Source organism: Variovorax sp. (assembly GCF_035634955.1).
GTDB lineage: Bacteria > Pseudomonadota > Gammaproteobacteria > Burkholderiales > Burkholderiaceae_C > Variovorax.
The window spans coordinates 107,460-120,164 of the sequence record NZ_DASQBZ010000027.1 but is presented as its reverse complement, the minus strand read 5'-3'; the positions used below and the strand labels follow the sequence as shown (position 1 = coordinate 120,164).

Genomic DNA, 12,705 nt, shown 5'->3' with positions numbered 1-12,705 from the left:
CGCCCGATCATGATTCGCGCCTCATGATTTTCATGATTCGAGCGCAGCCCAGGGCGAGCCGCTAACATCGGCCGCCTGTCCCCTCCACGGCCCCGCCCGATGAGCCTTCGGCTGAAGATCAACCTCATCGTCGTCACGCTGACGGTGATCCTCGCTGCCATCGTGCTGGCGCTCGAACTGCGCAGCATGCGCGACTCGGTCCACGAGGAAGTGGTGGCCGCCAACCGCGTCGCGTCGCTGCTGCTGCAGGGCACCGCCATGCGCTACGCCGCGCAGGGCACGCCGGCCATGCTGGCCTTTCTGCAGAGCGTGGGCCGGGTGCGCTCGAACGACATCGCGCTGTTCGACACTCACGGCCGGGAGCTCTACCGCTCGCCCTCGCCCACCTACAAGGCCGGCCGCGACGCGCCGGACTGGTTCAGCGCACTGATCGCGCCCGAGCCCTCGGTGCAGACCATCGAGTTCCCGGACGGCAAGCTCGTGGTGCGCGCCAATGCCACGCGCGCCGAGGTCGATGCCTGGGACTACGTGGCGACGCTGGCCGCAGGCGTGCTGGCCTTCCTGGTGGTGGTCAACGGCATGGTGTTCTTGCTCGTCGGGCGGGCGCTGCGTCCGCTGGGGCAGATCGTGCAGGCGCTCGAGCGCCTGCAGGCCGGTCAGTTCGACGCCAAGCTGCCGCCATTGGCCGGTGCCGAGGCCGCCGCCATCGGCGCCGCCTTCAACCGCATGGTTGACGAGCTGCAAGGCCACATCGAGACCGAGCGCCGCGCGGTGCGCGCCGAGCTGCAGCTGTCCGACAGCCGCGAGCTGACGCGCTGGATCGACAAGCACGTCGAGGCCGAGCGCCGCACGATCGCGCGCGAGCTGCATGACGAGTTCGGCCAGTCGGTAACGGCCATGCGCAGCATGGCGCTGTCGATCGCGCAGCGGGTGCATGCCCTGGACCCGCAGGCCGAACAGGCCGCGCGGCTGATCGCCGACGAGTCATCGCGCCTGTACGACGCCATGCACGGCATCATCCCGCGCCTGACGCCGCTGGTGCTGGACAACTTCGGGCTGGCAGAGGCGCTGGAGGACCTGGCCGAGCGCACCCGGCGCGCGCATGCCGGCGTGCAGCTCACGGTGCAGGCCGAACCCGGTGGCGCGGCGCTGGGCGCCGACGCCGCGCTCGCCCTGTACCGCGCCGCCCAGGAGGGCCTGACCAACGCGCTGCGGCACGGCCAGGCCCGGCACCTGCGGCTGTCGCTCACCTGCCGCGGCGGCGATGCGATGCTGGAACTGCTCGACGACGGCAACGGCCTGCCGTCGGGCGAGCTGGCGCGCGACAACCACCACGGGCTGCGCTGGCTGGCCGAACGGGTCCACGGGCTGGGCGGCAGTTTCGAGCTGGAGGCCGCCTCGCCACGCGGCGTGCGGTTGCGCGTGCGCCTGCCCCTGTCGTCCGGCGCCACCCAGGAGAGCGCCGCATGACGCGCGTGCTGCTGGTCGACGACCATGCCCTGGTGCGCATGGGCTTTCGCATGCTGCTGGCCGACGCGAGCTTCGAGGTGGTGGGCGAGGTCGACAGCGGGGAGCAGGCCTGCGCCGAGTACCCGCGCCTGAAGCCGGACGTGGTGGTGATGGACCTGGCGATGCCCGGCATCGGCGGGCTCGAGGCGGTGCGACGCCTGCTGGCCCAGGATCCGAAGGCGCGCATCCTGGCCCTGTCGGCGTACGAGGACACGGCGCATCCACGCCGCGTGCTGCGCGCCGGCGCACTGGGCTACCTGCGCAAGCGCAGCGCGCCCGAGACGCTGGCCGCGGCCGTCACCGCCGTGGCCAGCGGCCAGCGCTACATGGACGCGGCAACCGCCCAGGCCCTGGCCGTGGCGCAGCTCGATGGCGACGCCAGCCCGGCCGACACGCTCAGCGAGCGCGAGTTCTCGGTCTTCATCCAGCTCGCGCGCGGCCAGAGCGTGGCCCAGATCGCGCAGGCCCTGAACCTGTCGCCCAGTACGGTGGGCACGCACCTGTACCGCGTCAAGCAGAAGCTGGGCGCGAGCAACCAGTCGGAGCTGACGCTGGTCGCATTGCGCTGGGGGCTGATCGAGGCTTGAGCCAGCCGTCCGGCGCGCCGGGGTCGCGTTTTGCGCCACAAGCGCATAGGATGCGTTCCGCTTTCCATCTGATGGGGGTGCGCCATGCTGCCAACTGATTTTGGGCCGGTGCCGGACCGCACCGCGATGCGTCGTCGCTTCCTGCGCGGCGCCGGCGCCGCCGTCGCGGGCGCCGTCGTGCTACCCCGCTGGGCGGGTGCGCAATCGGACGCCGCAACGGCGGCGAACGCGCCCGTCGGTCCGCCGAGCACCGTCACGCAGCCACCGCGCGATTTCAGCCGCCGCGGCGCGCCCACCACCTATTTCACCGATCCCGACGTACTCACGGTCGACCCGGCCTTCGACGGCCTGCGCCAACCCAACGCGGCGATCCAGCGGCTGTGGACCGGCGCGCTGTGGTCCGAAGGACCGGCGTGGAACTCGGTCGGCCGTTTCCTCGTGTGGAGCGACATCCCGAACAACCGGCAGTTGCGCTGGAGCGAGGACGACGGGCACGTGAGCGTGTTTCGCGCGCCTTCGAACAACAGCAACGGCAACAGCTTCGACTACCAGGGCCGGCAGCTGTCGTGCGAGCACCTCACCCGGCGCGTGGTGCGCTACGAGCTCGACGGCTCGACCACCGTGCTGGCGTCGACTTTCAACGGCAAGCGGCTCAACTCGCCGAACGACGTGGTGCCGCATCCGGACGGCAGCTACTGGTTCACCGACCCGCCCTATGGCGCCCAGCTCTACGAGGGCACGGTCGACGCGCCCGGCGGCCCTGCGAACAAGGCGGGCCGCCTGAATCCGAAGCTCGGGCAGCCGCCCGAGATCGGCAGCTACCAGCGCGAGTTGCCGACGGCGGTGTATCGCCTCGACAAGAGCGGCACGCTCACCCAGGTGGCTGGCGAAGACCTGGTGCCCGACCCCAATGGCCTGTGCTTCTCGCCCGACTTCAAGAAGCTCTACATCGTCAGCACCGGACAGGGACCGGGCGACACGATCGCCGGCGGCAAGGGCGACATGTACGTGTTCGACGTCGGGGCGGACAACACACTGAGCAACGGCAAGCGGTTCCACGACTTCATGATCGACGGCGTGAAGTGCGGCCCCGACGGCGTGCGCGCCGACGTCGACGGCAATCTCTGGTGCTCGAGCAATGCCGGGCGCCGCGTCGGCTACAGCGGCGTGACGGTATGGACGCCCGACGGCAAGCTCATCGGACGCATCCGGCTGCCGGAGGTCTGCGGCAACATCTGCTTCGGCGGACCCAAGCGCAACCGGCTGTTCATGGCCGCGAGCCAGTCGCTCTATGCCGTATACACGGCCACGCAGGGCGCGGCGCCCAGCTAGCCGGAGCCGCGCGCGTCCGGCCCTCCGGCCACCGGCGCAACGTCAATCGCGTCCCAGCCAATCCAGCAGCAGTCGATTGACGGCGTCTGCAGCCTCGTATTGGACCCAGTGTCCGGCCCCGGCAAAGGAGCGAACCTCGCTGTGCTGGCGGCGCGTTGTCAGCGCTTTCGCGACGAAGTCGGGATCGAGTGTCACGTCGTGCTCGCCCCATGCAAGCAGCAGCGCACCATCGTGCTGTTCCAGAATCGACGCCATGCCACCCGCACGCGAGATGGTCTTGCTGTGAAAGCGCGTGCGCAGGCAGGCTTTCCCGTGGATCTGGAGCGCAGCCTCGTCGATGGTTGCCGGCTCGTGCAGCATGTGCATCAGCAGGTTGTGCCGCATCACTGCATTCCATTCGTGGCTGCCCGGCGGGAGCCCGCGCCACGACTGAAGCTCACCGCGGGGTCGGCGCGGGCCGCCGTGCGCAGCCGGGCCGAACAGGCCCAGGTGCGAGACGTTGCCACGACGCGCAGCCAGTCGCGCGGCCACGAGGCTTCCGAAGGAAAAGCCGACCAGGCGCAGCGGCACGTGTGGCGGTGCCAATGCGTCGAGCGCCTGCAGCGTGGCGTCGACCAGGGCATCGAGCGAGGTGCCCGCCGGCTCGTCGGAATCACCGTAGCCCGGCATGTCGGGCACCCAGACCGTGTAGCGCGTGGCCAGCGCCTCGACGTTGCGCGCCCAGTGCAGCCACGACCCGTGTCCACCGTGCAGCAGCACCAGCGGCTCGCCATTGCCGAAGCGCCGCCAGCACATCCGGCCGCCGTCGAAGGCCGCGCGCTCGACGCGTGCGGTCGAGGCCAGTGTGTCCGGCGAAGGCCAGGTCTTGGGTTCGCGCGCCATGGCCGGCGCTTCCTCACGGTCGCGGCGGCCCTCCTCGGGCGAAAGTTGCATGGTGGGTGTCCTTCAAGGGTTTCGCGGTGCTTCCGCCAATGCCCGGAAGAATAGCGACGCGCGACGGTCGCTTGGTTGCATGCACCTGGGCGCGACCCGGCGCTACCGCTCGGACGCCACCTTGATCTGCGAAGCGAAGATTCCGTTGTTGCGCACCCAGGACGAATGGCTGCGCAGCGGCCTGAGGAAAAGCACGTTCACCGCCCACCAATAGACTGCCGCCAGGCTTCCGAAAAGCGCGAAAGCCAGCGTCTCGGTGCGATCGGTGCTGACATACACCCAGCCCAGCACCGCCGCGATCATCCAGAGGAAAAAATAGCATTTGACCCACAGCACCGCCGATTTGAGGTGCGAAAAGTCGCGGGTTCTTTTTGTCATCCAGATGCCGCCGGCCAATGCTGCCGCCGGGAAAAGCCCGACCACGAAAACGCAGGCCGGAATTAGCAGAACCCCAAAAGCCACGACCTTTGCCAAAGCGGCATTCGAGAGGGGTTGATTTTTCGTTTCCATTCGAGTGGTCGCGGTTTTTATTGAAGAAATAAGCCAGGGTCGACGTGCCTTGCCGAGGCCGCGGCCTGCCAGATGCCATGGCGGGCCGCGAGCCAGCGGTAGAACTATGGTTCTATGGCAATCGTAACATTTACTTACCTATGTCGCGCAACTGTTAGCTGAGTTTGTGCAGCCCGCTGTGAGCCGCCGTCCACGGGGCGTAGCGGGTGCGACATTCCTCTTAGGTGAAAACCCTAGGTTCTGGGTTTTCCCGAATGACGCGGAACTTACCAATCGTAAAACTCTCACCACGGAAATGAAACTCCGTTCTGGTGGAGAGAACGCTCAATAAAGCCACCATCGATGCGCGCCGCCTCCCAGCAGATCTCATCAACTCCATCGCCAAGAAAAAAGGACAAACATGAAGAAACTCAACGCAATGAGTCTCGCCATTTCGGCGTTGACTCTGGGGCTGGCCGCCTCCTCGGCTTTGGCGCTGACCGCCGAAGAGCAGGCGCAGGTGAATGCCGCCGGCCAGGCTGCCGCCCAGGCCGTCAAGCAACAAGCTGCAGACCAGGCCGAGGCGCTGCTCAATACCGCCAAGACGCAGGGCGACGCGCTGCTCGCCGCCGCAAAGGAAAAGGGTGATGCCCTGATTGCCGCCGCCAAGGCCGCGTCCTATTCCGACTCTGCAGCCAAGGCCGCCGCCCTGGCCGAAGCCCAGTTGGCGAAATCGAACCTCGTCCTCGACGCCCAGGCGCAAAAGGACAAGCTGGTCGCCGAAGCCAAGGCACAGGGCGCGCAGGTCAAGTCCCAGTCCACCATCGACGCCGACGCCGCCAAGACCACCGCGAAGGCGATCACCACGTTCGACATCGGCCACCCCTGGCTGAAGGCCGCCGAGCCGACGGTGAAGGTCCAGTTCAACAGCAACGGCCCTGCCGAAAGCATGGACCCGACGTACAACGTCTGCCGTGGCATCGACCCGCGCTGCTTCCACCCGTGGAAGGGCAACATCAAGAACCGGATCCTGATCTACTCGCGCACGGCGGGTCCGCGCCATGCCAACCTGGGCCCGGCCCAGACCACCGCTGGCAGCGTGACGGGTTCGGCCAACATCCCCGACGCCAACGTCTACCAGAAGACTGTCGCCAAGTGGATGGAAGAACAAGGCGTCACGGTCACCTGGACCGAAGACGTCAACGTGCTGGCCGGCCTGAGCATCAACACCTACGACGCCCTGGTCATGGCCAGCCCGACCCGCGACACGTTCACCAAGCACGGCACGTTCGTCGCCGAAGGCGCCAAGGGCTACACCAACCTGGCCGGCACGGCCATCGGCACGGGCAACAACCCGGGCGGCAACCTGTCGTCGAGCAACCTGAACACCGACCAGGCCAAGACGTCGCTGCGCAACTTCATGCGCTCGGGCGGCGGCTTCGCCGGCATGCACAACGTGTTCGGCGCCGAGTACAACTGGCCCTACTACGAAGGCCTGCTCGGCAATGCCAACTATATGGACCACGGCTCGGCCCAGGCCGGCGACATCGTCATCGTGAACCAGGCAGACGTCTCGACCGCCGGCCTGCCCAAGCAGTTCCGCTTCGCAGACGAGTGGTACAACTTCGCGCCGTTCCCGACCAAGGTCCGCTTCCTGGCCGCCGTGGACGACAACACGCTGGCGACGGGCCGTGGCGGCACGAACCCGGGCCACTCGTTCCACCCGGTCACGTGGTGCCAGTACTACGACGGCGGCAAGGCGTGGATCACCTCGCTGGGCCACTTCAGCAACGCATTCGACCCGAATGCGACCAGCAACAGCAACTCGGGCATCTCGGCGACCACGCAGGCCTACTTCAAGCAGCACGTGGTGCACGGCCTGCTGTCGATCATGGGCCGCGAGCCGTTCTGCCAGGGCGTCGACAACCGCCCCGACGCCAACGGCAACGTCCGCGACGACAAGTGGTTCCACCCGCTGCAGAGCGCGGCCCAACCCGAACCCGGTACGTGGGCGGACGTGCGCTGAGTTCCGACTGACCGGCTCGGCAACATGAACGCGGCGGGGATGGCAACATCCCCGCCGCGTTCTTCCGTTGAAAACGCCCACACGGGCAAGCCCCCATGAAACAGAAGCATCGAGACCGCAAGTCTGCGAACCATCCGGAGCAGCCGATCATTTCGCTGCTGCGCAAGCCGCCGCTCCAGGCCCGCGCCCCGGTCGTCATTCCCGGCGTGACCGCAGGCGTGTTCGAGCTGACACGCCACAACCACGAATCGGCGATGGAAGGCCGGCCCCTGGCGGTCGTGCACTTCTGGGCGCCCTCGTCGGCGTACTGCCGCGAATTCGCACCCGCGTTCGCCGCCGCCTCGGCCCGCCACCTGGGCGTCCTGTTCGCCAGTGTCAACGTCGAGGAGCAGCCGGAGATCGGCTCGCGCTTCGGCATCGCGTCGGTCCCCACGCTCATGATCGTGCGCGAGGGCATCATCGTGCACGTGCATGAAGGCCCGCTGCCCGCCGGCGCGCTGGACGCCGCGCTCGACGCCGCGCGGGCGCTCGACATGGCGCACATGGCCCGCCAGATGGCCGACGCGGCCGGCGACACGCCCGAAGCCGCCGCCGGCCCGCCGTCGCTCGAAGCCTATCTACGCCCGTCGGTGCGCGACGCGCTGGCGCAGATCGCTCCGCGGCTGGCGGACGGCAAGCTGGTCCTGATACGCGACGCCTTCGAAGCGGACTTTGCCGAGCGCATGCATCGCAGCCTCGACCAGAGCACGGCCTGGCGCGTGCAGGAGGGCTACGAGACGCATTTCCACTATCACTACCACGACCTCTCGAACGCCCAGGCCTACCCCGAGGACATCACCGCGTGTTCCGGCATCTTCGATTCGCCGCAGACCAAGGCATGGATCACTCGGCTGTCGGGCCGCAGCTGCACCGGGCCCACGGAGTTCTTCGCCAACTGGTATCTGCCGGGCGACTACCTGCACCCGCACAACGACGTGGCGGCCAACGACGCCGATTCGCATCGCCAGGTGACCTTCGTGTGGTACCTGTCCAAGGAATGGCGCCCCGAGTGGGGCGGCTCGTTCTTCTGGTGTCCGACGAGCAGCTACCTGCCGGCTGCATTCAACACCCTGGCCCTTTTCAACGTGGGAGCCGGTGGCACCCACCTGGTCAGCCACGTGTCGCCGTTCGCCAAGGGCAAGCGCCTGGCCATCAGCGGATGGTGGACCGGGCAGGTGGCGCCGCCCGCAGCGGCCTGGACAGGACCGGAACAGATCCGCGCCGGCGACGCGGAATTCGAAGTCTATTGAGGCGACGCGCCGGCGGCGGGATCGCGGCACGCGGCGCGCCGCAGGCTCACTTTGCGGCCGGCTGCGGCTGCCAGCCGGCGAATGCCGCCGGGTTGCCGCCGAAGGTGGCGGTGAGCTCGCGGGCATGCCTGAAAAGCGGCGGCAGGATCTTCTCCGCGCCAAGCGCCTCGATGCGGTAGCGCGGACCCGAGACGTTGATGGCGCCGACCAGCCGGTTGCCATGGCCGAAGATGGGGGCGGCAAAGGCCGCCGTTTCCGGGTCGCGCTCGCCGAACGAAGCTGAATACATCTGCTCGCGCACGGTGTCGAACCGCTTGCCCGCCGCGCCATTGAAGGCGCACAGCACGTGGCCCGAAGCCCCGCTGGTGAGCGCGAAGCGATCCCCCTCGCGCACCGAATCGCGCACGGCGCGCGAAGACTCGACGCGATGCAGCACCACGCGCCAGTCGCCGTCGACGACATAGAAGGAGGCGCCCTCCTCCAATTCCTGGACCAGGCTGCGCAGCACCGGCAGCACCAGGTCGCTGGCATTGAAGTGCTTCTGGTAGAGCGAGCCCAGGTACAGCACCTTGGAGCCGAGGCGGTAGCAGCCGTCCGCGTCGCGCAGCACGTAGCCGAACCTTTCCAGGGACTTGATCAGGCGCAGCAAGGTGCTCTTATATAGACCAGTCCGCTTGGCCAGCTCGGCCAGCGTCGTCTTCTCGCCGGTCAGGGCATCGAGGATCGTCAAGGCGCGGTCGACGGCCGCCACACCGGTGTCTTCATTCATTCGGACTCCTCCAGATAGGTATCGGGGGCATCGGCATCGCAACCGGACGCGTCACCCCAAGGGCATTGATTGTCCCGCGCGTGCCGGGATTCATAGTTTGCCCTAGGTGTTTCCAAAATAGAACTCTATTATGATGGACGGAACGGTTGACCAAGGCCACTCCAGAGCCGAAACCACAGCAATGACCCTCTTTTCCGGGCCCACGGCCCCCGAACGATGAGCACTCCAGCGCTTCCCAGATACGAGCACTACATAGACGGCGCGAGCGTGCCGCCTGCGTCCGGCCAGTACCTGCCGACCGACGATCCCTACACCGGCCAGACCTGGGGCGAGATCGCCCGCGGCAACGCCGACGACGCGGCGCTGGCCGTCGCGGCTGCGCAACGGGCCTTTGCCGGCCCGTGGTCCCAGCTGACGCCGTCGGAGCGCGGCCGGCTCCTGTGGAAGCTCGCCGACCTGGTCACGGCCAATGCCGACCGCCTGGCGCTGATCGAGCAGCGCGACAACGGCAAGCTCGCCACCGAAGTGGTCGCGCAGGTGCGCTACATGGCGGACTACTTCCGCTACTACGCCGGCCTGGCCGACAAGGTGCACAGCGACGTCATTCCCACCGACAAGAAAGGCGTGTTCGCCTATACGCGCTACGAGGCCAAGGGCGTGGTGGCGATCATCACCCCGTGGAACTCGCCGCTGACGCTGACCAGCTGGAAGCTCGCCCCCGCGCTGGCCGCAGGCTGCACGGCGGTGATCAAGCCGTCGGAATTCACCTCGGCCTCGATGCTGGAGTTCGCCGCGCTGTTCGACCAGGCGGGCTTTCCCAAGGGCGTCGTCAACGTCGTCACGGGGCTGGGCCAGGAAATCGGCGAACCCCTGGTCACGCACCCGGACGTGGCGCACATCGGCTTCACCGGCGGCTCGGTCGCGGGTCGCAAGATCTACGAGATCGCGGCGCGCAACTTCAAGACCGTGACGCTGGAGCTCGGCGGCAAGTCGCCCAACATCGTGTTCGACGACGCCGACCTCGACCAGGCCGTCAAGGGCGTGGTGTCGGGCATCTTCGCCGCCTCGGGCCAGAGCTGCCAGGCGGGATCGCGCCTGTTGCTGCAGCGCGGCATCCACGACCGCTTCCTCGAGAAGCTCACGGCCTTCATGAGCGACGTGAAGCTCGGCGACCCGAAGGACCCCGCCACGCAGATGGGGCCGATCTCGACCCGGCCGCAGTTCGAGAAGATCATGGGCTACATCGAGATCGCCAAGAACGAAGGTGCCCGGCTGGTGATCGGCGGGCGCAGCCGGCCCGACCTGGGCTGCGGCCAGTTCGTCGAGCCGACCATCTTCGCCGACGTGCGCAATGACATGCGCATCGCGCAGGAAGAGGTCTTCGGCCCGGTGCTGGTGGTGATTCCGTTCGACGACGAGCAGGACGCGATCCGCATCGGCAACGACGTCGACTTCGGCCTCGCCGCCGCCGTGTGGACGCAGAACCTCAAGCGGGCGATGCTGATGACCGAGAAGATCAAGGCCGGCACGGTGTGGGTCAACAACTACCGCGCAACGAGCTTCACGTCGCCGTTCGGCGGCTACAAGGAGTCCGGCATCGGGCGCGAATCGGGCACCGAGGCGATCAAGGAGTACCTGCACACCAAGTGCGTGTGGGTCTCGTCGGACCTGGACGTTCCCAACCCGTTCATCCGCCGATGAGCAGCACGACCATGAACAAGGCGCTCGCGGGCTTCCGCGTGCTCGACCTGACCAACGTGCTGGCCGGCCCGCTGTGCGCCTACCAGCTGGCGCTGATGGGCGCCGAGGTGATCAAGGTCGAGGCACCCGACAGCGGCGACCTCGCGCGCCAGCTCGGAAACGACCGCGCGCTCAACACGAAGCTGATGGGGTCGTCCTTCCTCGCACAGAACGCGGGCAAGAAGTCGATCACGGCGAACCTGAAATCGCCGCAGGGCAAGGAACTGCTGCGACGGCTGGTCGCATCGGCCGACGTGCTGGTCGAGAACTTCCGTCCCGGCGTGATGACGCGCCTGGGCCTGGGCTACGACGAACTGCGCAAGCACAACCCGAAGCTCGTCTACTGCGCGATCACCGGGTTCGGCCAGGAAGGCCCGATGCGCGACGCCCCCGCCTACGACCAGATCATCCAGGGCCTGAGCGGCATGATGAGCGTGACCGGCGACGCGCACAGCGCACCGCTGCGCGCCGGCTACCCCGTGGCCGACACCGTCAGCGGCATGGTCGGCGCGTTCGCCGTGTGCGCCGCGCTGCTGCGCCGCAACGCAACCGGCGAAGGCGCTTTCATCGACGTGTCGATGCTCGACTCCGCGCTGGTCGCCATGGGCTGGGTGGTGTCGAACTACCTGATCGCCGGCACCGAGCCGCAGCCGCACGGCAACGACAACTTCACCGCCGCGCCGTCGGGCACCTTCCGCACCGGCTCGGGACCGCTGAACATCGCGGCGAACAAGCAGGACCAGTTCGAGACGCTCGCGCGCGTGATCGGCCGTCCCGACATGGCGCAGGACCCGCGCTTCACCGAGCGCGAAAGCCGCAAGCAGCACCGCGCCGCGCTCACGCAGGAGATCGAGGCAGCCCTTGCCACGCGGCCGGCGAGCGAGTGGGAGCAACTGCTGACCCGCGCCGGCGTTCCTGCCGGCAGCGTGCTCAAGATTCCCGACGTGCTGCGCTCGGAGCAACTGACCCAGCGCGAATTCGTGCAGACCTTCGGCAACGTGCCGGGCGCCGAACGCGAAGTGCGCGTGGGGCGTACCGGCTTCAAGCTCTCCGGCGGCGATCCGCACGCCGAGGCACCGCCGCCGGTGCTCGGCGCGCACACCGACGACATCCTCGGCGGGCTCGGCTATACGCCCAGCCAGATCGCCGAACTGCGCGAGAACAAGGCGATCTGACATGGCCGACCTCACCCAACGCCCCCCCGAGCAGCTGGTCAAGCAGGCCAGCGACTGGTGGTCCACGAGCATCGTGGACATCGAGCCGGGCAAGATCCAGTTCCGCGGCTACCCGATCCAGGACCTGATCGGCCGCGTGAGCTATCCCGACATGGCGTGGCTGCTGCTGCGCGGCGAACTGCCCACGCGCGAACAGTCGGCGCTGCTCGAAGCGGCGATGGTCGCCGGTGTCGACCACGGCCCGCATGCCCCGTCCATCGCGATCTCCCGCATGGCCGTCAGCTGCGGCCTGCCGGTCAACGGCGCGATGGCCAGCGCGGTCAACGTGCTCGACGACGTCCATGGCGGCGCCGGCCAGCAGTGCATGGAACTCATGTACGCCATCGACCGCATCGCGGGCGACGGCGAGCCGCTGGTGGCGCACGTCGTCGCCGGCCTCGATGCCTTCGTCGCCGAGCACGGCAAGATCATCCCGGGCTTCGGCCACCGGTTCCACGGCATCGATCCGCGGGCCGTCAAGCTGATGAAGATGGTCGACGAAGCGCGCGACAGCGGCTTCGTCTCGGGCCGCTTCGCGGTCATCGGCAAGCTCATCGACGAGGAACTCACGCGCCGCAAGGGCGCGCCGATCCCGATGAACATCGACGGCGCCACCGCCGCCATCTATTGCGAACTGGGCTTCGCGCCCGAGCTCGGGCGCGGCCTGTTCGTGCTCTCCCGCTCGATCGGGATCCTGGCCCATGCGTGGGAGCAGAAGCAGCAGAACGCCCGCATCAAGGGACCGATGCCGCCTTCCATCCCCTACACCTACACGGGCCCCGCCACGCGCACATTCAACCGCTGACATCCGAGAGAC

11 protein-coding genes are annotated in these 12,705 nt (G+C 67.9%); 8 read left to right on the top strand and 3 right to left on the bottom strand.

Translation table 11 applies throughout. From position 1 onward, the window contains the following. Positions 1–99: 99 nt before the first annotated feature. The 3 genes from VES41_RS18720 (at position 100) to VES41_RS18710 (ending at position 3,428) form a co-directional block, all read left to right on the top strand. Entirely contained in the window at positions 100–1,470 is a 1,371-nt protein-coding gene (locus VES41_RS18720; protein WP_324820140.1) for a HAMP domain-containing protein, read from the top strand. Then, on the top strand, positions 1,467–2,096 hold the full coding sequence (locus VES41_RS18715) for a response regulator transcription factor (RefSeq protein WP_324820138.1): 630 nt from the start codon (positions 1,467–1,469) through the stop codon (positions 2,094–2,096). The genes VES41_RS18720 and VES41_RS18715 overlap by 4 nt, the downstream gene beginning before the upstream one ends. A 126-nt stretch (positions 2,097–2,222) precedes the next feature. Continuing rightward, positions 2,223–3,428: an SMP-30/gluconolactonase/LRE family protein gene (locus VES41_RS18710; RefSeq protein WP_324820136.1), complete on the top strand. Its 1,206-nt coding sequence runs from the start codon at positions 2,223–2,225 to the stop codon at positions 3,426–3,428. Between the two features lie 42 nt (positions 3,429–3,470). Here VES41_RS18710 and VES41_RS18705 read toward each other — a convergent pair whose 3' ends face one another. After that, positions 3,471–4,361 (bottom strand): alpha/beta fold hydrolase, encoded by an 891-nt coding sequence (locus tag VES41_RS18705; protein ID WP_324820134.1) that lies wholly within the window; start codon positions 4,359–4,361, stop codon positions 3,471–3,473. A 102-nt stretch (positions 4,362–4,463) separates the two neighbouring features. Continuing rightward, positions 4,464–4,871, bottom strand: coding sequence for a hypothetical protein (locus tag VES41_RS18700; RefSeq protein WP_324820132.1), 408 nt, complete (start codon positions 4,869–4,871; stop codon positions 4,464–4,466). 400 nt (positions 4,872–5,271) lie between these two features. On the opposite strand from VES41_RS18700, the gene VES41_RS18695 reads away from it, so the two are divergent. Together VES41_RS18695 and VES41_RS18690 are read left to right on the top strand one after the other, a co-directional pair. Beyond that, on the top strand, positions 5,272–6,876 hold the full coding sequence (locus VES41_RS18695; protein WP_324820130.1) for a ThuA domain-containing protein: 1,605 nt from the start codon (positions 5,272–5,274) through the stop codon (positions 6,874–6,876). Positions 6,877–6,971: 95 nt separating this feature from the next. Then, on the top strand, positions 6,972–8,165 hold the full coding sequence (locus tag VES41_RS18690; RefSeq protein WP_324820128.1) for a thioredoxin domain-containing protein: 1,194 nt from the start codon (positions 6,972–6,974) through the stop codon (positions 8,163–8,165). Positions 8,166–8,211: 46 nt separating this feature from the next. Here VES41_RS18690 and VES41_RS18685 read toward each other — a convergent pair whose 3' ends face one another. Continuing rightward, positions 8,212–8,934: an IclR family transcriptional regulator gene (locus VES41_RS18685; RefSeq protein ID WP_324820126.1), complete on the bottom strand. Its 723-nt coding sequence runs from the start codon at positions 8,932–8,934 to the stop codon at positions 8,212–8,214. A 216-nt stretch (positions 8,935–9,150) separates the two neighbouring features. Here VES41_RS18685 and VES41_RS18680 point away from each other — a divergent pair, with 216 nt between their 5' ends. From VES41_RS18680 to VES41_RS18670, 3 genes are read left to right on the top strand one after another with little or no spacing between them, the layout of a single operon-like run. Beyond that, positions 9,151–10,635, top strand: coding sequence for an aldehyde dehydrogenase (locus VES41_RS18680; RefSeq protein ID WP_324820124.1), 1,485 nt, complete (start codon positions 9,151–9,153; stop codon positions 10,633–10,635). A gap of 11 nt (positions 10,636–10,646) precedes the next feature. Beyond that, positions 10,647–11,849, top strand: a complete 1,203-nt coding sequence (locus VES41_RS18675) for a CaiB/BaiF CoA transferase family protein (protein ID WP_414719189.1) — start codon at positions 10,647–10,649, stop codon at positions 11,847–11,849. Position 11,850: 1 nt separating this feature from the next. Then, positions 11,851–12,693, top strand: coding sequence for a citryl-CoA lyase (locus VES41_RS18670; RefSeq protein ID WP_324820120.1), 843 nt, complete (start codon positions 11,851–11,853; stop codon positions 12,691–12,693). Positions 12,694–12,705 lie beyond the last annotated feature (12 nt).

What these genes read in the sequence shown, in the direction of transcription:
- VES41_RS18680 (WP_324820124.1), top strand. Translation starts at nt 9,151, where the DNA reads ATGAGCACTCCAGCGCTTCCCAGATACGAGCACTACATAGACGGCGCG.
- VES41_RS18705 (WP_324820134.1), bottom strand. Translation starts at nt 4,361, where the DNA reads ATGCAACTTTCGCCCGAGGAGGGCCGCCGCGACCGTGAGGAAGCGCCG.
- VES41_RS18670 (WP_324820120.1), top strand. Translation starts at nt 11,851, where the DNA reads ATGGCCGACCTCACCCAACGCCCCCCCGAGCAGCTGGTCAAGCAGGCC.
- VES41_RS18685 (WP_324820126.1), bottom strand. Translation starts at nt 8,934, where the DNA reads ATGAATGAAGACACCGGTGTGGCGGCCGTCGACCGCGCCTTGACGATC.
- VES41_RS18715 (WP_324820138.1), top strand. Translation starts at nt 1,467, where the DNA reads ATGACGCGCGTGCTGCTGGTCGACGACCATGCCCTGGTGCGCATGGGC.
- VES41_RS18695 (WP_324820130.1), top strand. Translation starts at nt 5,272, where the DNA reads ATGAAGAAACTCAACGCAATGAGTCTCGCCATTTCGGCGTTGACTCTG.
- VES41_RS18710 (WP_324820136.1), top strand. Translation starts at nt 2,223, where the DNA reads ATGCGTCGTCGCTTCCTGCGCGGCGCCGGCGCCGCCGTCGCGGGCGCC.
- VES41_RS18675 (WP_414719189.1), top strand. Translation starts at nt 10,647, where the DNA reads ATGAACAAGGCGCTCGCGGGCTTCCGCGTGCTCGACCTGACCAACGTG.
- VES41_RS18690 (WP_324820128.1), top strand. Translation starts at nt 6,972, where the DNA reads ATGAAACAGAAGCATCGAGACCGCAAGTCTGCGAACCATCCGGAGCAG.
- VES41_RS18720 (WP_324820140.1), top strand. Translation starts at nt 100, where the DNA reads ATGAGCCTTCGGCTGAAGATCAACCTCATCGTCGTCACGCTGACGGTG.
- VES41_RS18700 (WP_324820132.1), bottom strand. Translation starts at nt 4,871, where the DNA reads ATGGAAACGAAAAATCAACCCCTCTCGAATGCCGCTTTGGCAAAGGTC.